This is a genomic window from Nonomuraea pusilla, assembly GCF_900109355.1.
Classification (GTDB): Bacteria; Actinomycetota; Actinomycetes; order Streptosporangiales; family Streptosporangiaceae; genus Nonomuraea; species Nonomuraea pusilla.
The window spans coordinates 372,368-392,480 of sequence record NZ_FOBF01000005.1 but is presented as its reverse complement, the minus strand read 5'-3'; the positions used below and the strand labels follow the sequence as shown (position 1 = coordinate 392,480).

The following is a 20,113-nucleotide window of genomic DNA, read 5'->3' as shown; positions in this document are numbered from 1 at the left end:
CCTCGCAACGGTCGTTACTTCTTGTTGCGCCGCTGGATACGCGTCTTCTTCAGCAGCTTGCGGTGCTTCTTCTTGGCCATCCGCTTGCGGCGCTTCTTGATCACAGAGCCCACGGGACCCCCAGGTACTGATAGCAAGTCTGAAACGGCGTGCGAGCGCACGCCGGACCACAGACTACCGGCGATCCACGGTAGATCGCCCATTGGGGGGGTGAGACCCGGTCGTGCCTTGGGGTGACCGGGCCCCTCCCGCGTCCGCCATTCACGGCACGCGTGCGCGTGCCGCTACGTCAACCTGCCTCGATGTAGGCCTCCCGCAGATAGTCGTGCACCGCCTGCTCGGGCACCCTGAACGAGCGGCCGACACGGATGGCCGGCAGCTCGCCGGAATGGACGAGCCGGTACACCGTCATCTTGGACACCCTCATGACCGTCGCCACTTCAGCCACAGTCAGGAACTTCACCTCGCTGAGAGGTCTTTCGCCTGCACCCATCGGACGCCTCTTCCGCACGTGTTTCTGGGTTATCCCCACTGGTGCCATTGCTCACGCACGTGTACTGCCGTCAGCGTAAGTCGGGACTCCGAGTGCGCAAACCCCCTATTTTCTCAGCCTGCGGAGCCAGCTGTCAGAGGAACCAGTGAAGTCGCTGGCCAGCCCGGGAAACGAGCACCTCGCCGGTCGTTGGAACTGTCCAACCTGACACACATAAGAGTCGCCCAGGAGCCATCAAAAGTTGGCAAAGCGACGGCGTGGGCCATGGAATGCTGGCGCGAAAAGACGGTATCGGGAGGGCCGAATTCGACTCAAAGGGCTGCTGAGACGGATGTGACGAGATGGCGCGTCAGCGGAGCGTAATGGCGCGGGAACACGTTGTCGTCGAGCGGCACGACGACGTCGATCTTGCCCTCCGCCTGGCCCAGGAACAGCCCCGGGTCGTTGCTGTCGGCGAAGGCCACCGTCGGCACGCCCGCCTCGGCCGCCGCGCCCGCCCAGCCGTGGTCGGCCACGACCAGGTCGGGGTGCTCGTCGAGCTCCCGCAGCATGTGCCGCATCGGCTCGGCGTCGTGCGTGTGGACGAACGCGCCGCGGTCGTCCAGCATCGCGACGTCCTCCAGGTAGCGGATCCTGCGCGGCCGGCCGAAGCCCGACCCCGCGTACGTCCAGCCCTCGCCCGGCGTGAGCAGGGTGGCGCCGTGCTCGGCGGCGAGCCTGGCCAGCGCCAGGTGGACGGTGAGCAGCCCCGTGGGGTGCCCGGTGGCGAACAGGATCCTCGGGTTCTCGCGCGACAGCGCCGCCGCGACGGCGGCGGCCATGGCGTCGAGCGCGTCGATCGTCAGGTCGGGGTCGATCGTGTCCTGGCCCCAGCGGTGGCCGGGGTCGGCGACCACGCCCGCCGACTTCGCCATGAGTTCGAGGATGTCGCGGAACGACCAGGACTGCTCGAAGGTCAGCCCCAGCATGTAGTAGGGGTCGCGGTTGGCCAGCGAGCTGTAGTGGTCGAGGTTGTTCTCGCGGGAGGTCGCGACATCGCCGGCGATTCGCGTCTGGACAAGGTGCTCGCGGAGTTCGTCGCGGCTCAGCACTGCTCTCCCTCTTCAGGGCATGGGGTCGAGGCCGTGCAGGGGGAACACCGCGTTCCTGGTGGCGATGATCGCACGGTCGATGGGATCCGCAGGGTCATAACCGCCGGACAAGTCGCTAAATTCCGGTCTTCGTCCGTCGGACATGGTGAGCGGAGGCGTCTCGCCGGTCCTCTCGCGGACCAGCCGCCGCCACTGCTCTCCCGTGGGGGTGGCCGGGTCGATGGGGTGACCCGCCGCCTCGGCGATCAGGTGCGTCCAGGCGCGCGGCACCACCTGCACGATCTCGTAGCCCCCGCCGCCCACGGCGATCCACCGGCCGCCGGCCGTCTCGTGCGCCAGCCGGTGCAGCGCCGCGTACGCCGCGCGCTGCCCGTCGAGGCTGAGCATGAGGTTCGCCAGCGGGTCGAGCGCGTGGCTGTCGCAGCCCTGCTGCGTGACCAGGACCTCCGGCTGGAACTCCCGCAGCAGCGGGGGCACCACCGCGTGGAAGGCGCGCAGCCAGCCCGCGTCGCCGCACCCCGCGGGGAGCGCGACGTTCACCGCGCTGCCGTCGGCGCCCGTCTCCTGCGGGAACCCGGTGCCGGGGAAGAGCGTGCGCGGGCTCTCGTGCAGGCTGATCGTCAGCACCCTCGGGTCGTCGTAGAAGATCGTCTGCACGCCGTCGCCGTGGTGGACGTCCACGTCCACGTACGCGACCTTCCCGGCGCCCTGCGCGAGCAGCCAGGCGATGGCCAGCGCGGGGTCGTTGTAGACGCAGAAGCCGCTCGCGGCCGACGGCATCGCGTGGTGCAGGCCGCCCGCCACGTTCACCGCGTGCTCCGCCTCGCCCCGCCAGACCGCCCTGGCGGCGGCCAGCGACGCCCCCGCGATGAGCGCCGACGCCTCGTGCACGCCCTTGAACGCCGGATTGTCCGTCGTGCCGAGCCCCACCGACAGGTCGGGCACGCCCGAGGCGGACACCCGCTTGACGGCCTCGATGTAGTCGCGTCCGTGCACCGTGGCCAGTTCGTCCTCGGTGGCGGGGGCGCAGCCGGTCAGCTCGACCTTGTCGAGCACGCCCAGCTCGCGGGCGAGTGCCATGGTCAGCTCGACGCGCACGGGCGCGAGGGGGTGGCTCGGGCCGAAGTCGTAGGAGGTGAGGGCGTCATCCCAGATGACCCGTGTCGAGCGGCTCATGCCAACACCCTCTCCCGCGCCCTCGCCCTCGTACTGGGGGCGACGTTACCGCAGCACGCGCGCCTCCATGTAGGCCGGGTTGGATGCCACGCGGCCAATCCCTGGGCCCGGAAAAGATGTGAATTAGGGTTTTAACGTGCGCTTAGCGAGGATCTTCCTCACTCCCGTGCGGTTCTTCCGCCGCCCCCGCGTGTCCGACACCACGCTGGTGCTGGTCATGGTGGTGTTCGCCGGGTTGGGCGCCGCCGTGATGTCGGCTGCCGGCGACGTCCGCGGCACGCTCGCCGCCGTCGAGCTCCTCGTGTGCGCGCCGCTCCTGCTCTGGCGCCGGAGCAGGCCGGTCGTCACCGCCGCCGCCGTCAGCGCGCTGGACGTCGCCGGCTTCGCCGGCGACCTCGTGCAGACCAGCAGCGTGCCCACCGCCGTCGCCCTCTACAGCCTCGGCCGCTACGCCGCCGGCAGGACCGCCGCCGTCACCGCCGGCGCCGCGGCCGTCTGCTACGCGGTGGTCATGGAGGTCACCGAGCCCGGCGTCGCCGGCTGGCTCGTCGGCGCGCTCTCCCCGCTGGTCCCCGCGGGCATCGGGCAGTTCGTCCGCATCCGGGAGGAGCTCAAGGAGCGCAGCAAGCGCGAGGCCGCCGACAGCGCCGTACGGGCCGAGCGCCGCCGCATCGCCAGGGAGCTGCACGACGTCGTCGCCCACCACATCAGCGTCATCAACGCCCTGGTCGGCGGCGCCCGCGCCACCCTGCCGCCCGGCCAGGACGTCACCCGCGACGCCCTGGAGAGCGCCGAGCAGACCGCCCGCCAGGCGCTGTCGGAGATGCGGCAGCTCCTCGACGTGCTTCGGGCCGACGACCTCAGGACCGGCTCCAGCGACGGCGCCGGCGGCGCCGAGGCCGGTCCGGCGGGGACGCGCGGCGGCACGGGCGCCGACGCCGCCACCGGCGTCGGCGCGGAACGACTGCCCGCGCTCGTCCGCGAGGCCAGGAGCGCAGGGCTGCCCACCAGCCTGGACGTCACCGGCGAACCCGGGCCGCTGCCCGCCGCCGTGGACCACGCCGTCTACCGGATCGTCCAGGAGGCACTGACCAACACCCGCAAGCACGCGCTGGGCGCCAGGGCCTCCGTCCGGCTGGCGTACGAGCAGGGCTCCGTCGAGGTCGAGGTGCTCGACGACGGCGCGGTCAAGCACCAGCTCCGCCACCAGGGCGGACAGCACGGCAGGCAGGCCGTCGCGCCCGGGTTCGGGCTCGGCGGCATGGCCGAGCGGGTCGCCCTGTGCGGCGGCCAGCTCTCGACCGGCCCGCGCCCCGAGGGCGGCTTCCGCGTCCACGCCCGCATCCCCCTGGAGAGACCGTGAACCCCGAGCCGAACCGCGAGCCGCACGCCCAGCCGAGCCCCGAGCCGCACACCGCGCCGAACCCCGAGCCGCCCGTCGTCAGGGTGCTCCTCGCCGACGACCACGCCCTCGCCCGCAAGGGGTTCAGGCTGATGCTCGACGCCCAGCCCGACCTGACCGTGGTGGGCGAGGCCGCGGACGGCGCCCAGGCCGTCGAGCTGAGCAGGACGCTCGCGCCCGACGTCGTGCTCATGGACCTCCACATGCCCGGCCTCGACGGCGTCGCCGCGACCGAGGCCATCACCGCCGAACTGCCCGGCGTCCGGGTGCTCGCGCTGAGCACCTTCGACCTGGACGAGAACGTCGTCGCCGCGCTGCGGGCCGGCGCCGACGGCTTCCTGCCCAAGGACGTCTCCCCCGAGGAGCTCATCGAGGGCGTCCGGGTCGTGCACCGGGGCGAGTCCGCGGTGGCGCCCCGGCTGCTGACCAGGCTCATCGGCACGTTCGTACGGGCCGCCCGCCCCCGGGCGGGCCGCGCGGACCACCCGCTGCCCGGCCTCACGGAACGGGAACGGGAGATCCTCCTGCTCATCGCCCGCGGCCGGTCGAACAGCGAGATCGCCGACGAGCTGGCGGTCTCGCCGTCCACCGTCAAGAACCACGTCACCAGCGTGTTCGCCAAGATCGGCGCCAGGGACCGGGCGCAGGCCGTCATCGTGGCGTACGAGGCGGGCCTGATCCGACCCGGCGCGTAGGACCACGCTCCCAGAGCGCGCGAAGGAGAACGGTCCCGAGGCAGGAAGAAACGCGGCCCCGGCGCGGCGACGCTGGAACCATGACCGCGATCCGGGTGAAGAACCTGAGCAAGCGCTACGGCGACAGGACGGCCGTGGCCGACCTGTCCTTCGACGTCGAACCTGGCCGGGTGACGGGCTTCCTGGGGCCGAACGGCGCAGGCAAGTCCACCACCATGCGCATGATCCTGGGCCTCGACCGGCCCACGTCCGGCACCGCGCTGATCGGCGGGCGGCCGTACGCCGAGCTGCGTCACCCGCTCCGCACGGTCGGCGCCCTCCTCGACGCCAAGGCCGTGCACGGCGGGCGCAGCGCGCGCAACCACCTGCTGGCCGTCGCCCAGAGCAACGGCCTGCCCGCGAGCCGCGTCGAGGAGGTGCTGGAGACCGTCGGCCTGCGCGACGCCGCCCGGCGCAGGATCGGCGGCTTCTCGCTCGGCATGTCGCAGCGCCTCGGCATCGCCGCCGCGCTGCTGGGCGACCCCGAGATCCTGCTCTTCGACGAGCCCGTCAACGGGCTCGACCCCGAAGGCATCCTCTGGATCCGCACCTTCATGCGCGGGCTCGCCGCGGAAGGCCGCACCGTGTTCGTCTCCAGCCACCTCATGAGCGAGATGGCGCAGACCGCCGACCACCTCGTCGTCATCGGCAAGGGCCGGCTGATCGCCGACACGTCCGTGGACGAGTTCATCGGCGCCAGCTCCCAGGGGTACGTGCGGGTGCGCTCACCCCGCCTGGCCGAGGTCGCCGACCTGATCAGGGTCGGCGACCTGCACCACGACCACCTGCGGGTGACCGCGCTGAGCCCCCTGGAGATCGGCACGCTCACGGCACGGGCGGGCCTCCCGCTGGAGGAGCTGACGTTCGTCCAGCCGTCGCTGGAGGCGGCCTACATGGAACTGACCAAGGACAGCCTGGAGTACGCGTCATGATGGACGTCATCAGGTCCGAATGGACGAAGATGCGGTCGGTCCGCTCCACGATGTGGACGCTGCTGGTGACCGCGCTGCTCATGGTCGGGTTCGGCGCGCTGCTGTCGTTCGCGACGAAGGCGAACGCGGAGGGGCAGCCGATCGCCGCGCTGGACGCCGCCCGGGCGGGCCTGTCCGGCGTCACCCTCGCCTCCCTGTCGATGGCCGCGCTCGGCGTGCTGGTGATCTCCGGCGAGTACCGCACGGGCGGCATCAGGATGTCGCTGCTCGCGGTGCCGCGTCGGCTGCGCCTGCTGGCCGGGAAGATCATCGTCTTCACCGTCGCGGCGCTGGTCGTCTGCACGGCCACCGCGGGGGCGTCCGTGCTCGTCGGCTTCGCCGTCATGCGCCCGGCCGGCGGTGACGGCGGCGCCGTCGCCCAGGCGGTCGTGGGCGCCGGCCTCTACCTCACCGCCTGCGGCCTGTTCGGGCTGGCGTTCGGCGCGCTCGTCAGGCACACCCCCGGCGCGCTCCTCTCCGTCATCGGGATGATCCTGGTACTGCCGCAGCTCGTCCGCATGCTGCCCGGTGAGTGGGCCCGGTCCGCGCACCACTACGTCACCACCAACGCCGGCCTGCAGGTGATCACGCCGGCCGAAGCCAACCCGCTCGGCCCGTGGGCCGGGTACGCCGTCTACCTCGCCTGGATCGCCGCCACCATGCTGGCCGCCGCCGTCCTGATGAACAGGCGCGACGCCTGACGCACGAGCCCCGCGCCCCGGCCGAGCCCCCACGCCGACCGGGGCCCTGCCCTCGCCGGAGCGTCAGCCCGAGGCGAGCTCGCGGCCCCGGTCGCGGGCCGCCTCGATGGCGGCCAGGAAGGCGGCGCGTACCTTGTGGCGCTCCAGCTCCGCGATCGCCGCGATCGTCGTGCCGCCAGGCGAGGTGACCGCCTCCCGGAGGATCACCGGATGCTCGCCGGAGTCGCGCAGCATCACCGCCGCGCCCACGATCGACTGCGTGACCATCTCCAGCGCCGCCGCCCTCGGCATGCCGAGCAGGATGCCCGCGTCGACCATGGCCTCGACCAGGTAGAAGAAGTACGCGGGGCCGCTGCCCGACAGCGCCGTGGCGGCGTCCTGCTGCGACTCGGGGATGCGCAGCACCTTGCCGACCGGCTTGAGCAGCGCCTCCGTACGCCTCAGGTGCTCCTCCCCCGCGTGCGCGCCCGCCGAGATGACGCTCATCGCCTCGTCGAACCTGATCGGCGTGTTCGACATCACCCTGACCACCGGCACCTCCGCGTCGAGCCGCTGCTCGACGAAGCCGGTGGTGATGCCCGCCGCCGCCGTGATCACCAGGCGGTCGGCCGGGACGTACGGGGCGATCTCCGCCAGGAGCGCGGCCATGTCCTGCGGCTTGACCGCCAGGATCAGGGTGTCGGCCGCCTTCGCCGCCTCCGCGTTCGCGACCGTGCGCACGCCGTACGTCTCCTGCAGCGCCTGCGCCCGCTCCGGCCGCCTCGCCGTGGCCAGGACGTCGCCCGGCTTGAACCCGGCCCGCAGCAGACCGGACAGCAGGGCCTCGCCCATCTTGCCCGTGCCCAGAATCGCGATCATGTCGGCCCCTCGTGGATGTCGGCCCGTCGTGGATGAAGTCGCTGCGCGCAGCCTACCGGCGGCTACGGCCGTGCCGGCCGGGCACGCGCCACGGGCGGCCGTCCCCGCGACAGCAGCGCGCGGGCGACCAGCGCCAGGTCACGCGGGCGGTCCGCCAGGCGGCGCGTCAGCTGGACGTACCAGCCGGGGCCGCAGGGGACCCGCACCCGCACCTGCGCGCCCTGCTCCGCCAGCCGCTCCTGCTCGTCCGTACGCAGCCCGTGGCGGAGCTGGTACTCGAACCCGGACGGCTCGCGCCCGTGCAGCACCGCCAGCGTGCCCGCGATGCGCAGCAGCCTCGGGTCGTGCGTGGCGACCATGGGGTAGGCGCCGCCCGCCATCAGCGTCCTCAGGCAGCGGGCGTACGAGCGGTCGACGTCAGCGGGCGCGGTGAGCGCGCCGGGCGCCGGATGCCCGCCCTTCGAGAGCCGCACCCTGGCGCCGTCGAGCCGCTCGCAGCGCTCCTCCGCGCCCGGCAGGTGGGCGTGCACCACGACCCCCACGTCGGGATGCTCCTTGCGCAGCGTCGCGTGGACCCCGTACAGGCCGCGCACCGCGTCGTGCTCCGCCGCCTCCAGCGTCACCGTGACGCCTCTGGACTCGGCGGCCTGGCAGACGACGGCGGCGTTGTCGAGCGCGAGCTCCTCCGACAGGCGCAGGCCCAGCGCGGTGAGGCTGACCGAGGCTTCGGCGCCCGCGGGCAGCAGGTCGAGCAGCGCGAGGTGGTCGCCGACGGCCCGCTCGGCCTGCGCCCTGTCGGTCACCTCCCCGCCCAGGTGCTCGGCGGAGACGAGCAGGCCCCTGCGGGCCAGCCCGTCGACGACGGCGGCCACGTCACCCGGGACGTGGCGCTCGACGACGCCCCTGGCGAGGGGCGAGAAGGCGAGGCGCTGGACGCGCTCACCGGCGGAAAGAGCCAGCAGAGCCTGACGAAGCACGCACCCCACCCTAACCGCCCCCACCGGCACCCCAGCAGAACGACCGATCCCCCGCATCCCGCGCCACCCCCGCCCGCACCCCACACCCGAAGGACCAGCACCCCAACAGGACGGATGAATCACCGCCCACCTCCGCCCGCCCCCAGGGACCGGCACCGTAGCGGGACGGATGAACCGTCGTCCGCCTGCATCCGTCCTAGGGGTATGCGGACTACGACAGCGACGCTCCTGACCGGATCCCTGCTGGTGGCGGGGTGTGCCACCGCCAGTCCCTCCGGGCAGGCCGCCTCCACGGTCCCCCGGAGCCCCGTCGTGGCCACCCCCGTCACGACCACCCCGACCCCCGCCCCCAGCACGAAGGAGCCCAAGCCGGTCAAGCCGACGGGCGACGCGGTGAACCCGCACAAGGTCCAGTGGACCTCCGCGAAGCCCGTCGCGAAGGGCACGAAGGTCAAGCTCACCTGGTGGTCGGGCGTGGCGCCGTGCACGGTGCTCGACAGGGTGAAGGTGAAGGAGACGTCCAAGCGCGTGACCATCACCTTGTACGAGGGCGCCTCCCCGAAGGCGAAGGGCGTCTCCTGCATCATGATCGCCATCGAGAAGACCACGACGGTCAGGCTCAAGCACCCGCTCGGCAAGCGAAAGATCGTCGACGGCGCCAAGCCCTGACCAAGGACGAGCCCACACCCCTGACCCTGAACGACCCCCGACCCGTGACCCTGGTCGCCCCCCGACCCGTGACCCTGGTCGCCCCCCGACCTCTGACCCGACCAGCGGGCTCTGAGCCAACCGCCAGGCCCTGACTCAACCAGCGGGCCCTGGCCCCATCACCAAGCCGGGGCCCCAGCACCAAGCCGGGCTCCACCGCCGAGCCGGGGCCCCAGCACCAAGCCGGGCTCCACCGCCGAGTCTGGACCCCAGCACCAGGCCCGGGCCCCACCACCGAGCCCTGGTCCAACCGCCAAGCCCTGGGCCCCGCCGCCGGGCCCTGGCCTGCTCGCCGGGCCCGGACGGTCCCGGGTCCCCCCAGCGCCTCACGCGGCCCGGCCGGCCCCGAGGCGGCGCCCCGCGCTCGGCGCGGGCGGCCGGGCCGGTGTGGAACCTCCGCACGTCCGACCCCGTTACGCCTGGTGTGCGCGGCTTTCCCTTTTCTTCCCCGGAGTCACCCCGAGATGGGAATGCCCGTGCGCTCAGCCGGGTTGAGTCGAGTAGGCTCAAGTCGTTTGACAAAGACGACAGGCATTCGTAGCTTGAGTCTGACCGACTCAACTTTGACTACAAGGACGTACTCATGGCACGTGCGGTAGGTATCGACCTTGGGACGACCAACTCCGTCGTCTCGATCCTCGAGGGCGGTGAGCCCACCGTCATCGCCAACGCGCAGGGCTCGCGGACCACGCCGTCCGTGGTCGCCTTCGCGAAGAACGGCGAGGTCCTGGTCGGCGAGGTCGCCAAGCGCCAGGCCGTCACCAACGTGGACCGCACCATCCGCTCCGTCAAGCGTGAGATGGGCACCACCTGGTCCCAGGAGATCGACGGCAAGAAGTTCTCGCCGCAGCAGATCAGCGCCTTCGTGCTGCAGAAGCTCAAGCAGGACGCCGAGGCGTACCTGGGCGAGAAGATCACCGACGCCGTGATCACCGTCCCGGCCTACTTCAACGACGCCCAGCGCCAGGCCACCAAGGAGGCCGGCACGATCGCGGGCCTCAACGTGCTCCGCATCATCAACGAGCCCACCGCGGCGGCCCTCGCCTACGGCCTCGACAAGGAGCAGGACCAGACGATCCTGGTCTTCGACCTCGGCGGCGGCACCTTCGACGTGTCCCTGCTCGACGTCGGCCAGGAGGACGGCCACGGCTTCGTCGAGGTGAAGGCCACCTCCGGTGACAACCACCTGGGCGGCGACGACTGGGACCAGCGCGTCGTCGACGAGCTGGTCAACCGCTTCAAGAACGCGCACGGCGTCGACCTGTCCAAGGACAAGATGGCGCTCCAGCGGCTGCGTGAGGCGGCGGAGAAGGCCAAGATCGAGTTGTCCAGCCAGTCCGAGACGACGATCAACCTTCCCTACATCACCGCCTCGTCCGAGGGCCCGCTGCACCTCGACGAGAAGCTGACCCGCGCCGAGTTCCAGCGGCTCACGAACGACCTGCTCGAGCGCTGCAAGGGCCCGTTCCACCAGGTCATCAAGGACGCCGGCATCAAGGTCTCCGACATCGCGCACGTCGTGCTCGTCGGCGGCTCGACCCGCATGCCCGCCGTCACCGAGCTGGTGAAGGAGCTCACCGGCGGCAAGGAGCCCAACAAGGGCGTCAACCCGGACGAGGTCGTCGCCATCGGCGCCGCCCTGCAGGCCGGCGTGCTCAAGGGTGAGGTCAAGGACGTCCTGCTGCTCGACGTGACCCCGCTGTCGCTGGGCATCGAGACCAAGGGCGGCATCTTCACCAAGATCATCGAGCGCAACACGACGATCCCGACCAAGCGCTCCGAGGTCTTCACCACGGCCGAGGACAACCAGCCGTCGGTGCAGATCCAGGTCTACCAGGGCGAGCGCGAGATCGCCGCGTACAACAAGAAGCTGGCCACGTTCGAGCTGACCGGCATCGCGCCGGCGCCGCGCGGCATCCCGCAGATCGAGGTCACCTTCGACATCGACGCGAACGGCATCGTCAACGTCTCCGCCAAGGACCTGGGCACGGGCAAGGAGCAGACGATGACGATCACCGGCGGCTCCGCGCTGCCGAAGGACGACATCGAGCGGATGATGCGCGAGGCCGAGTCGTACGCCGAGGAGGACAAGCGCCGCCGCGAGGAGGCCGAGGTCCGCAACAACGCCGACGGTCTCGCCTACCAGACGGAGAAGTTCCTCCGCGAGAACGACGACAAGGTCCCGGCCGACGTCAAGACCGAGGTCAACGACGCGCTGGCCGAGCTGAAGAAGGCCCTTGAGGGCACCGACACCGACACGATCCGCACGTCGGCGGAGAAGCTCGCCACCGTCAGCCAGAAGATGGGCTCGGCGATCTACGCCCAGGGCCAGCAGGCCGCGGGCGGCGAGAGCGCGCCGCAGGGCGCCTCGCAGCAGAAGGCCGACGAGGACGTCGTCGAGGCCGAGATCGTCGACGAAGACCAGCCGAAGAAGGACCAGTGATGCCGCCGCGTGACAACGGGCACGAGGAGCCGGTGATCCGCGACAACCGCAAGATCGACCCGGAGACGGGCAAGCCGCGCGACGCCGCGGACAAGCCCGCCGAGCAGCCCGCGGACAAGACCGCGGCCGCCGCCGGCGCCGCGACCGCCAACGGCGAGCTGGAGGCCCAGCTCGCCGAGCGCACCGCGGACCTCCAGCGGCTCCAGGCCGAGTACGTGAACTACCGCAAGAGGGTCGAACGCGACCGGGTGGCGGTCAGGGAGCAGGCGGTGGCCGGCGCGCTCACAGAACTCCTGCCCGTCCTCGACGACATCGGCAGGGCCCGCGACCACGGCGAGCTCACGGGGGGCTTCGCGAAGGTGGCCGAGTCGCTGGAGGCCGCGCTGACCAAGCTCGGGCTCACCGCCTTCGGCCAGAAGGGCGAGCCGTTCGACCCGACCGTCCACGAGGCGCTGATGCACAGCTACTCGTCGGACGTCACCGAACCGACCGCCGTCGAGGTGCTGCAGTCCGGCTACCGCATGGGCGACCGGGTGCTGCGCCCGGCGCGGGTGGCCGTGGCGGAGCCCGAGGACGCCCCCGCCGCGTCCGAGGGCGCCGATGTGGACGAATCAAAGAACTGATCGAGACGAAGGGCCGTAGATGAGCACCAAGGACTACCTGGAGAAGGACTACTACGCCGTCCTTGGTGTGCCCAAGACCGCCACCGCCGACGAGATCAAGAAGGCTTACCGCAAGCTCGCCAGGCAGTACCACCCCGACACCAACCAGGGCGACACCGCCAAGGAGACCAAGTTCAAGGAGATCTCCGAGGCGTACGACGTCCTGTCCGACAGCAAGCGCCGCAAGGAGTACGACGAGGCGCGCACGCTGTTCGGGTCGGGGATGGGCGGCCAGCGCGCCGGCGGTGGCGGGTTCGCGTTCGACTTCGGCGACCTGTTCGGCGGCACCGCCGGGCAGCAGGGCGGCGCGGGCGAACGGCTCGGCGACCTGTTCGGCGGCCTGTTCAACCGGGGCGGAGGCACGACCCGCACCACCCGCACGACCAGGCCGCGACGGGGGCAGGACGTCGAGTCCGAGGTGACGCTCACGTTCACCGAGGCCGTCGAGGGCACCACGGTGTCGCTCAGGCTGTCCAGCTCGGCCGCGTGCGCCGCGTGCACCGGCACCGGCGCCAAGGCGGGCACGACCCCCAGGGTCTGCCCCACCTGCGAGGGCACCGGCGCGGCCAGCCGCAACCTGGGCAACTTCGCCTTCTCCGAGCCGTGCCGCGACTGCAAGGGCCGCGGTCTGATCGTCGACGACCCCTGCCCCGTGTGCGAGGGCAGCGGCCGGGCCAAGAGCACCCGTACGATCCAGGCCCGCATCCCCGCGGGCGTGGCCGACGGCCAGAAGGTCAGGCTCAAGGGCAAGGGAGCGCCGGGCGAGAACGGCGGCCCCGCCGGCGATCTGTACATCCTCACGCACGTCAAGCCGCACGCCGTGTTCGGCAGGTCGGGGGACAACCTCACGATCACCGTGCCGGTGACGTTCACCGAGGCGGCGCTCGGCGCTGAGATCAAGGTTCCGATCCTCAAGGGCATGCCGGTCACGCTGCGCATCCCCGCGGGCACGCCCAACGGGCGCACGTTCCGCGTGCGCGGCAGGGGCGTCGCCCGCAAGGACGGCACCAAGGGAGACCTGCTCGCCTCCGTCGAGGTGCTCGTACCGCAGACACTCGACGACAAGTCGCGCGAGCTGCTCACCGAGTTCAACACCCTGACAGCGGGTGACGACCCGCGAGCCGATCTCATTCAGCGAGCCAGAAGCGAGTAGCCGATGGACGCCAACTATTTCGACCTGTCAGACGACACGCCCGTCTATGTGATCTCGGTGGCCGCGCAGCTCTCGGGGCTGCACCCGCAGACGCTGCGGCAGTACGACCGGCTCGGGCTGGTCTCGCCGGGGCGCACGGCCGGGCGTGGCCGCCTCTACTCCACAAGAGACATCATCCAGCTCCGCGAGGTGCAGCGGCTCTCCCAGGAAGAGGGCATCAACCTCGCGGGCATCAAGCGGATCCTGGAGCTTGAGAACGAGTCTCTCCGGCTGCGCGAGGAGGTTCACCGCCTGCGCGCCGAGATCCGGATGATCAAGGCGCTGATCCGCTACGAGCTGCCACCGGGGGCCTAGAACATGGAATACAAGCTCACCCAGAAAAGCCAGGAGGCCCTGTCCGGGGCGATGCGGCGGGCCGCCGCGGAGGGCAATCCGGAGATCGCTCCCGCCCACCTGCTGAGCACGCTGCTCGCCCAGACGGGCGGCACGGCCGTCCCCCTCCTGGAGGCCGTCGGCGCCGACTGGCGCGCGCTGCGCACCAGGACGGAGGAGCAGCTCGCCGCGCTGCCCAAGGCGCAGGGCGCCACGGTCAGCGCGCCGTCCAGCTCCCGCCAGCTCCTCACCGTGATCAACACGGCGTCGCAGCACGCCAAGCGCCTGGAGGACCAGTACGTCTCCACCGAGCACCTGCTCGTCGGCCTCGCGGCCGACGGCGGCCCCGTGGCCGACCTGCTGAAAGCCCAGGGCGCGACCCCGCAGGCGCTGCTCGACGCCTTCGAGAAGGTACGCGGCCACGCCCGCGTCACCAGCGAGACGCCCGAGGACACGTACCAGGCGCTGGAGAAGTACGGCGTCGACCTGACCGAGCGGGCGCGCGGCGGCAAGCTCGACCCGGTGATCGGCCGCGACTCCGAGATCCGGCGCGTCGTGCAGGTGCTCAGCCGGCGCACCAAGAACAACCCGGTGCTGATCGGCGAGCCGGGCGTCGGCAAGACCGCCGTCGTCGAGGGGCTGGCGCAGCGCATCGTCGCCGGCGACGTGCCCGAGTCGCTGCGCAACAAGCGGCTGATCTCTCTCGACCTGGGCGCGATGGTGGCGGGCGCGAAGTACCGGGGCGAGTTCGAGGAGCGGCTCAAGGCCGTGCTCTCCGAGATCAAGGAGAGCAACGGGCAGATCGTGACGTTCATCGACGAGCTGCACACCGTCGTCGGCGCGGGGGCAGCCGAGGGCGCCATGGACGCCGGCAACATGCTCAAGCCCATGCTGGCCCGCGGCGAGCTGCGCATGATCGGCGCGACCACGCTCGACGAGTACCGCGAGCGCATCGAGAAGGACCCCGCTCTGGAGCGCCGCTTCCAGCAGGTCTACGTCGGCGAGCCCACGGTCGAGGACACCATCGCGATCCTGCGCGGGCTCAAGGGCCGCTACGAGGCGCACCACCAGGTGCAGATCGCCGACAGCGCCCTCGTGGCCGCCGCCGCGCTCTCCGACCGCTACATCACCAACCGCTTCCTCCCCGACAAGGCCATCGACCTCGTCGACGAGGCCGCGTCCCGGCTCCGCATGGAGATCGACTCCCGTCCCGTGGAGATCGACCAGCTCCAGCGCAGCGTGGACCGCATGAAGATGGAGGAGCTGGCGCTGTCGAAGGAGACCGACGAGGCCTCCGTCCAGCGGCTCGGACGGCTCCACAAGGAGCTGGCCGACCGCCAGGAGGAGCTGAACGCCCTCGTCGGCCGCTGGGAGCGGGAGAAGGCCGGGCTGAACAAGGTCGGCGAGCTGAAGAAGCAGCTCGACGAGGCGCGCGGCGCCGCCGAGCGGGCCCAGCGCGACGGAGACTTCGAGGCGGCCTCCCGCCTCATGTACGCCGAGGTGCCCCGGCTGGAGCAGGCGCTCAAGGCCGCCTCCGAGGCCGCCCCGCCCGAGAACGCCATGGTGAAGGAGGAGGTCGGCTCCGACGACATCGCCGAGGTCATCTCGTCCTGGACCGGCATCCCCGCCGGCCGGCTGCTCGAAGCCGAGACGGTCAAGCTCCTGCGCATGGAGGAGGAGCTGGGCAGGCGGCTCATCGGGCAGAGGGAGGCCGTACGCGCCGTGTCCGACGCGGTCCGCCGCAGCCGGGCCGGCATCGCCGACCCCGACAGGCCGACCGGCTCGTTCCTCTTCCTCGGCCCCACCGGCGTGGGCAAGACCGAGCTGGCGAAGGCGCTCGCGGAGTTCCTGTTCGACGACGAGCGGGCCATGACCCGCATCGACATGAGCGAGTACTCCGAGAAGCACAGCGTCGCCAGGCTCGTCGGCGCTCCCCCCGGCTACGTCGGGTACGAGGAGGGCGGCCAGCTCACCGAGGCGGTGCGTCGCAGGCCGTACACGGTCGTGCTGCTCGACGAGGTGGAGAAGGCCCACCCGGAGGTGTTCGACATCCTCCTGCAGGTGCTGGACGACGGCCGCCTCACCGACGGCCAGGGCCGCACGGTCGACTTCCGCAACACCATCCTGATCCTCACCTCCAACCTCGGGTCGCAGTTCCTCATCGACCCGCAGCTGGAGAACGACGCCAAGCGCGAGGCCGTCATGGCCGCGGTGCGGAGCGCGTTCAAGCCGGAGTTCCTCAACCGGCTCGACGACGTGATCCTCTTCGACGCGCTCGGCACCGAGGAGCTGGCGCAGATCGTCGACCTGCAGGTCGACCGGCTGGCCAAGCGCCTGGCCGACCGCAGGCTGACCCTGGACGTCACGCCGGCCGCCCGCGAGTGGCTGGCGCTGACCGGCTACGACCCGCTGTACGGCGCCCGCCCGCTGCGCCGGCTGGTGCAGTCGGCCATCGGCGACAAGCTGGCCAAGGCGGTGCTGTCGGGCGAGGTCGTCGACGGTGACACCGTGAAGGTGGAACTCGGCGACGACGAGCTGCTCATTCAGCGCGCCTGACGCCGCCGCGGCGGCTCGACGCCCTTCGCGGGGAGCCCGGGGATCGCACCGATCCCCGGGCTTCGCCATGGAGGGGGCCGGCCACGCGCGGGCGGGGCCGCCGGGGGTCCGTAAGGTTCGTCCCACTGTTCGGGCAAGGCGGCCCCGGGTGGACGCGGGCCTGGCTACGTTCGGCGTTCGTCGGATCACGAGATGGATCAGGGGGACGTGACGTGCCGTCTGGGAAGATCGGGAACACGCTGGCACGGGCCGTGCTGGCGGTGGGGACGGCGGCCTGCGCGACTGCCTGCGTGACGCCGGGGACACCCGCGTGGGCGTCGGCCGGGGTGACGACAGGGGTGCCCGCCGGGGTGATCTGGCTGGCGGCCGGCACGGCGGCAGCCGGCACCTGCGGCACCGGGACGTCCGCCTGCCGGGCGACCGCGGACCTCCACCAGCGCGCGAACGGCCGGCACCCGTCCCGGCTGACAGCCGGGGACGAGATCGGCGCCGCCGCCGGTGAGGCGGCCAGGCGGCTGGGGCTGACCGGGCTGGACTCCGCGCCCGGCGCCGCGGGCCTGGCGGACCTCGGTGGTGTCGCCGCGACCTGGCGGATGGGCCCGCTGCTCCCCTCGGCCCGGCGCACGGAGCCGTCGGGGGCGCCGGTGCCCCTGCTGCCCGCCCTCCCCGCCCGGCCGGGCAGCCACCCGGCCACCCGCCTGTCCCTCGGCTCGATGCCCGGACCGTACGGCGAGCTGACCGCCGAAGCCGCCCGCCTGGCTTCCGAGCCCCTGCCGCTCGGCCCGGACTCCGTGCCGGCGCTCACCGCCGACGCGAAGGTCTCCACCGCGACGGACGCGACGACCGCGGAGACTCGCGCCGCGTCGGTGACGGTCGCGGCAGGAGCGCCGGAACAGGCCCGGGTCATGGTGGAAGGCCTGGCAGCAGGTGTTCCCCTGCAGAAGGGGGCGGCGGAGGCGCACATCGCCTTGGAAGGACCGGCAGCGGGGACGGCGGGCGCGCGGGCCGCCGTGGCGGCGCCTGACGCGCGGTCGCTCACCGGATCGCGCCCGGCGCACGAGCGGCTGGACGCCGCCCTCCGGTTCCTCGGGCTGCGCTGACCCCGAGCGGCTGGACGCCGCTCTCCCGTTCCTCGGGCTGCGCTGACCACCGGTCGAGCCGGCCTAGCAGCACCCCCGGCGACACCGCGCCGCCACCACAGGACGGCCCCGGCCAGGGAGCCGGGGCCTCGGGGCGTCCGAGAGCGTCAGGAGACGAGGGCGTCCAGGTCGTCCTCGGGGAGGCCGAGGTCGACCCTGATGCGGTAGCGGGTGCGCAGCACCGCCAGATGCTCGGGGTCGTCGTCGCCGGACGACAGCACCGCCTGGGTCGCCCAGTCGAGCCCGCCTCGCAGGTCTCCGTACGCGACGAGGGTCTCGGCGATCGAGTGGGCGGTCGCGGTGCTGACGCCGCCCTCCGCGCGGATCGTCTCGATGACCTCCCTCGCCTCGTCGGCCCGGTCGAGCTCGAACAGCGTGTCGGCGATGCCGGCGCGCGGGTCGATGCCGGCCTCGCCGCCGTCCTCGACCGCTCGCTGGAAGCATTCGAGCGCCCGGGCGGGCTGCCCGGCCGCGCGCCACTCCTCGGCGGCGAGGACCAGGATCGATGCCCTGGAGACGTCGCCGGACGAGTAGTCGAGGGCGACGTCGTACAGCCTGGCGGCCAGGGAGGCGTGGTCGTCCGCCAACAGCGCCTGCTCAAGCAGACGATCAAGGTGCTCACGGCTCACATGCGACACACCGCGAGACTACCGATCCGCCGACGCCTTTGCCCGGTCAATGCTCATGACCGGTGCTGCACAAATTGGGCAACGCTCGGTTCAAAGCTGCTCACGGTACGCGTGTTAATGCAGGTCGAAGGGCATGTACCTGTTGCTTTGCGTCCCGCGAGCATAGGGGGCTGTGATGGGCATGTCGAGGCAGACGACCTTCACGCTGGCCTGTGCTGTCGTGCTGTCGGCTCTCGGGCCGGGGGTGGCGGGGTACCTGTCGGCCCGGCTGGACGCGATCGAGTCGGCCGAGCGGAGCCTGCGCGCCCTGGAGGCCAGGCTCCACGCCAGGGAGGCCAGGGACGCCAGGCCGATCTCGCTGCCCACCCCTTGCACGCGTACGCCGCAGTCGCCCGGTCCTCAGCAGGGCCCGTGGACGGCGCTGGGCGAGCGGGAGCACAAGCGGCGCGCCCCGCAGCAGGACTGGCTGCCCGGCCTCCTGAAGGAGATCGAGCGCTCGGGCTGACGTCCCCGCGACGCGCCCGGGACCACTGATCCGGCCCGCCCTCGCCGGGCGGGCCGCGCTTCGCGCCCTGACCCCCTGAGCACCGTGGACTGACGCTGCCCTATTCGGAGAGTTCCCAGGTCAGAGCGTTACGAGAATCGTACGATCATGAACGCGGCTTTCGGGCGGCGGCCGGTGCCCGCGTGGTTACGATCACCTCGATCTCTTGATCCTCCACGCCGTGACGGGCGCCGGCCGCATCAGCGGCCTGCTCCTTCCCGAGGTCATGGCCGACGAGGACATGACCTAAGGAGAAACCATGTCCATCGTGAGGTCTACGACCGTCGCGCTCACCGCCGCCCTCGCTATCGGGGCGAGCCTCGTCTCCGGCGTGAGCGCGAACGCCGACTCGCGCTACGGCGTTCGTCACACCGCCAAGGTGGCCAAGGCCGCCAAGGCCAGGCAGGCGCCGGCGACGAGCAGGATGACGATCGCCTCCGGCCAGACGGAGGCGGGGGTGGGCTGGCAGTACTACGACAACCCGACGCCGGGCCTGTACCTCGACGTCGACACGTCGGACGCCGGTTTCAAGACCACTCCGACCTACACCGCCTCCGTCGGCGGCCGCCAGTTCATGTTCCAGCTCACGGGCACCAGCGCGATCTACATGCCGACGAGCACCGGTTTCCGCGTCTACATCCGCTGGGCCGACAACTCGCCGATCGAGGTCGCGGACGCGGTGAAGTACGGCTGGTACGTCAGCTGGATCGGCGTGGACTAGCTCTCCGCCTCGATCGGGACCGTTCGCCTGCCCGTCCGGACGGGCAGGCGAGGAAGCGGGCGCGGTCCGTGGCCACGGACCGCGCGTCCATCGGCAGGACGGTTCAGGCGCCGCCGGCGGCGCGGGCGGACGCCGTCCAGGCGCGCAGCTCGCGTGACAGGTAGCCGCGGATGAGCTGCTTGGCGGCCGCGATGAGCTCGGGCGAGCCGTCGGGGTCGTGGCGGAAGGCGAGCTTGAGCACGGCGTCGCCCGCCTCGACGGCGACCAGGACGGCGACGTCGAGCTCGTGGCTGTCGGCCAGGCCGAACTCCTTGAGCAGCAGGCCGCGCAGCCGCCCCGCGATCACCGTGTTGTTGTCGGAGTCGGAGTCGAGCAGGTTGAGGTCGACGACGTCGCCGAAGTGCAGGCTCTTGAACCCGGGGACGGTGCGGTGCATGTCGACGTACTCGTCGATGATGGCGTCGACGGCCTCCCACCAGCCGCGGTAGTCCTCCTCCAGGAACCTGCGGCCCACCCGCGAGACGAACTGTTCGACGTTGCGCCTGGTCAGCTCCTGGGTGATGGCCCGCTTGTCGGGGAAGAACTGGTAGACCGACCCGATGGCGACGCCCGCTCGCTCGGCGATCCTGGTGGTGGACAGCGCCTCGTAGCCGCTCTCGTCGAGCAGCTCGGCGCAGGCGTCGAGCATGCGCTCGACGCGCCTCGCGCTGCGGCGCTGGGCGGGCCGCCGCCTGAGGGCCTTGGGCGTGGCGCAGTCGAGTGGCGTTTCAGGCGAAGACACGG

At 71.8% G+C, this 20,113-nt stretch carries 21 protein-coding genes; 13 read left to right on the top strand and 8 right to left on the bottom strand.

Features of this window, described 5'->3' with window-relative positions; translation table 11 throughout:
• Window positions 1-14 precede the first annotated feature (14 nt).
• The 4 genes from BMX74_RS13610 to BMX74_RS13595 form a co-directional block, all read right to left on the bottom strand.
• Window positions 15-113 carry a 30S ribosomal protein bS22 gene (locus tag BMX74_RS13610; RefSeq protein WP_018654693.1) on the bottom strand — a complete coding sequence of 33 codons (99 nt, stop codon included), beginning with the start codon at window positions 111-113 and terminating at the stop codon, window positions 15-17.
• A 176-nt stretch (window positions 114-289) separates the two neighbouring features.
• Window positions 290-493 carry a helix-turn-helix domain-containing protein gene (locus BMX74_RS13605; protein WP_026214222.1) on the bottom strand — a complete coding sequence of 68 codons (204 nt, stop codon included), beginning with the start codon at window positions 491-493 and terminating at the stop codon, window positions 290-292.
• A 311-nt stretch (window positions 494-804) separates the two neighbouring features.
• Window positions 805-1,584, bottom strand: coding sequence for a phosphatase (locus tag BMX74_RS13600; protein ID WP_055504621.1), 780 nt, complete (start codon window positions 1,582-1,584; stop codon window positions 805-807).
• A 12-nt stretch (window positions 1,585-1,596) separates the two neighbouring features.
• Window positions 1,597-2,760 carry an acetoin utilization protein AcuC gene (locus tag BMX74_RS13595; protein WP_091100581.1) on the bottom strand — a complete coding sequence of 388 codons (1,164 nt, stop codon included), beginning with the start codon at window positions 2,758-2,760 and terminating at the stop codon, window positions 1,597-1,599.
• 136 nt (window positions 2,761-2,896) lie between these two features.
• On the opposite strand from BMX74_RS13595, the gene BMX74_RS13590 reads away from it, so the two are divergent.
• The 4 genes from BMX74_RS13590 (at window position 2,897) to BMX74_RS13575 (ending at window position 6,568) form a co-directional block, all read left to right on the top strand.
• Window positions 2,897-4,123: a sensor histidine kinase gene (locus tag BMX74_RS13590; protein ID WP_143078651.1), complete on the top strand. Its 1,227-nt coding sequence runs from the start codon at window positions 2,897-2,899 to the stop codon at window positions 4,121-4,123.
• Window positions 4,120-4,857 (top strand): response regulator, encoded by a 738-nt coding sequence (locus BMX74_RS13585; protein ID WP_420538128.1) that lies wholly within the window; start codon window positions 4,120-4,122, stop codon window positions 4,855-4,857. Before BMX74_RS13590 ends, BMX74_RS13585 begins: the two co-directional genes overlap by 4 nt.
• A gap of 80 nt (window positions 4,858-4,937) precedes the next feature.
• Window positions 4,938-5,828, top strand: a complete 891-nt coding sequence (locus BMX74_RS13580; protein ID WP_091100577.1) for an ABC transporter ATP-binding protein — start codon at window positions 4,938-4,940, stop codon at window positions 5,826-5,828.
• Window positions 5,825-6,568: an ABC transporter permease gene (locus tag BMX74_RS13575; protein ID WP_091100574.1), complete on the top strand. Its 744-nt coding sequence runs from the start codon at window positions 5,825-5,827 to the stop codon at window positions 6,566-6,568. Before BMX74_RS13580 ends, BMX74_RS13575 begins: the two co-directional genes overlap by 4 nt.
• Before the next feature lie 63 nt (window positions 6,569-6,631).
• Here BMX74_RS13575 and proC read toward each other — a convergent pair whose 3' ends face one another.
• The gene (proC, locus tag BMX74_RS13570) at window positions 6,632-7,426 is read right to left on the bottom strand and encodes a pyrroline-5-carboxylate reductase (protein ID WP_091100573.1); all 795 of its coding nucleotides are present in this window, start codon (window positions 7,424-7,426) and stop codon (window positions 6,632-6,634) included.
• 62 nt (window positions 7,427-7,488) lie between these two features.
• Window positions 7,489-8,403, bottom strand: coding sequence for a proline dehydrogenase family protein (locus tag BMX74_RS13565; protein ID WP_091100570.1), 915 nt, complete (start codon window positions 8,401-8,403; stop codon window positions 7,489-7,491).
• A gap of 204 nt (window positions 8,404-8,607) precedes the next feature.
• On the opposite strand from BMX74_RS13565, the gene BMX74_RS13555 reads away from it, so the two are divergent.
• The 7 genes from BMX74_RS13555 (at window position 8,608) to BMX74_RS13525 (ending at window position 17,397) form a co-directional block, all read left to right on the top strand.
• The gene (locus BMX74_RS13555; RefSeq protein ID WP_152992475.1) at window positions 8,608-9,072 is read left to right on the top strand and encodes a hypothetical protein; all 465 of its coding nucleotides are present in this window, start codon (window positions 8,608-8,610) and stop codon (window positions 9,070-9,072) included.
• 622 nt (window positions 9,073-9,694) lie between these two features.
• The gene (gene dnaK / locus BMX74_RS13550) at window positions 9,695-11,554 is read left to right on the top strand and encodes a molecular chaperone DnaK (protein ID WP_091100569.1); all 1,860 of its coding nucleotides are present in this window, start codon (window positions 9,695-9,697) and stop codon (window positions 11,552-11,554) included.
• Window positions 11,554-12,177, top strand: a complete 624-nt coding sequence (gene grpE, locus BMX74_RS13545) for a nucleotide exchange factor GrpE (RefSeq protein WP_055504612.1) — start codon at window positions 11,554-11,556, stop codon at window positions 12,175-12,177. The genes dnaK and grpE overlap by 1 nt, the downstream gene beginning before the upstream one ends.
• 19 nt (window positions 12,178-12,196) lie before the next feature.
• Entirely contained in the window at window positions 12,197-13,369 is a 1,173-nt protein-coding gene (gene dnaJ, locus BMX74_RS13540) for a molecular chaperone DnaJ (protein WP_055504611.1), read from the top strand.
• 3 nt (window positions 13,370-13,372) lie between these two features.
• Complete coding sequence (locus tag BMX74_RS13535; protein WP_055504610.1) at window positions 13,373-13,723, top strand: heat shock protein transcriptional repressor HspR; 351 nt, start codon at window positions 13,373-13,375, stop codon at window positions 13,721-13,723.
• A 3-nt stretch (window positions 13,724-13,726) separates the two neighbouring features.
• Window positions 13,727-16,297 carry an ATP-dependent chaperone ClpB gene (clpB, locus tag BMX74_RS13530; RefSeq protein WP_055504609.1) on the top strand — a complete coding sequence of 857 codons (2,571 nt, stop codon included), beginning with the start codon at window positions 13,727-13,729 and terminating at the stop codon, window positions 16,295-16,297.
• Between the two features lie 212 nt (window positions 16,298-16,509).
• Window positions 16,510-17,397, top strand: a complete 888-nt coding sequence (locus BMX74_RS13525) for a hypothetical protein (RefSeq protein WP_143078650.1) — start codon at window positions 16,510-16,512, stop codon at window positions 17,395-17,397.
• 146 nt (window positions 17,398-17,543) lie between these two features.
• Here BMX74_RS13525 and BMX74_RS13520 read toward each other — a convergent pair whose 3' ends face one another.
• Window positions 17,544-18,074, bottom strand: coding sequence for a tetratricopeptide repeat protein (locus tag BMX74_RS13520; RefSeq protein ID WP_063792152.1), 531 nt, complete (start codon window positions 18,072-18,074; stop codon window positions 17,544-17,546).
• Between the two features lie 172 nt (window positions 18,075-18,246).
• On the opposite strand from BMX74_RS13520, the gene BMX74_RS13515 reads away from it, so the two are divergent.
• Window positions 18,247-18,570 carry a hypothetical protein gene (locus BMX74_RS13515; RefSeq protein WP_143078649.1) on the top strand — a complete coding sequence of 108 codons (324 nt, stop codon included), beginning with the start codon at window positions 18,247-18,249 and terminating at the stop codon, window positions 18,568-18,570.
• Between the two features lie 298 nt (window positions 18,571-18,868).
• Window positions 18,869-19,330, top strand: a complete 462-nt coding sequence (locus tag BMX74_RS13510; protein WP_091100564.1) for a hypothetical protein — start codon at window positions 18,869-18,871, stop codon at window positions 19,328-19,330.
• Between the two features lie 103 nt (window positions 19,331-19,433).
• On the opposite strand, the gene BMX74_RS13505 is transcribed toward BMX74_RS13510, so the two are convergent.
• Complete coding sequence (locus tag BMX74_RS13505; RefSeq protein ID WP_236714832.1) at window positions 19,434-20,111, bottom strand: TetR/AcrR family transcriptional regulator; 678 nt, start codon at window positions 20,109-20,111, stop codon at window positions 19,434-19,436.
• Window positions 20,112-20,113 lie beyond the last annotated feature (2 nt).

Coding starts and splice junctions, on each gene's coding strand:
- BMX74_RS13605 (WP_026214222.1), bottom strand. CDS start 493: ATGGGTGCAGGCGAAAGACCTCTCAGCGAGGTGAAGTTCCTGACTGTG.
- BMX74_RS13595 (WP_091100581.1), bottom strand. CDS start 2,760: ATGAGCCGCTCGACACGGGTCATCTGGGATGACGCCCTCACCTCCTAC.
- BMX74_RS13580 (WP_091100577.1), top strand. CDS start 4,938: ATGACCGCGATCCGGGTGAAGAACCTGAGCAAGCGCTACGGCGACAGG.
- BMX74_RS13575 (WP_091100574.1), top strand. CDS start 5,825: ATGATGGACGTCATCAGGTCCGAATGGACGAAGATGCGGTCGGTCCGC.
- proC (WP_091100573.1), bottom strand. CDS start 7,426: ATGATCGCGATTCTGGGCACGGGCAAGATGGGCGAGGCCCTGCTGTCC.
- BMX74_RS13555 (WP_152992475.1), top strand. CDS start 8,608: ATGCGGACTACGACAGCGACGCTCCTGACCGGATCCCTGCTGGTGGCG.
- dnaK (WP_091100569.1), top strand. CDS start 9,695: ATGGCACGTGCGGTAGGTATCGACCTTGGGACGACCAACTCCGTCGTC.
- grpE (WP_055504612.1), top strand. CDS start 11,554: ATGCCGCCGCGTGACAACGGGCACGAGGAGCCGGTGATCCGCGACAAC.
- dnaJ (WP_055504611.1), top strand. CDS start 12,197: ATGAGCACCAAGGACTACCTGGAGAAGGACTACTACGCCGTCCTTGGT.
- BMX74_RS13535 (WP_055504610.1), top strand. CDS start 13,373: ATGGACGCCAACTATTTCGACCTGTCAGACGACACGCCCGTCTATGTG.
- clpB (WP_055504609.1), top strand. CDS start 13,727: ATGGAATACAAGCTCACCCAGAAAAGCCAGGAGGCCCTGTCCGGGGCG.
- BMX74_RS13515 (WP_143078649.1), top strand. CDS start 18,247: ATGTCGAGGCAGACGACCTTCACGCTGGCCTGTGCTGTCGTGCTGTCG.
- BMX74_RS13510 (WP_091100564.1), top strand. CDS start 18,869: ATGTCCATCGTGAGGTCTACGACCGTCGCGCTCACCGCCGCCCTCGCT.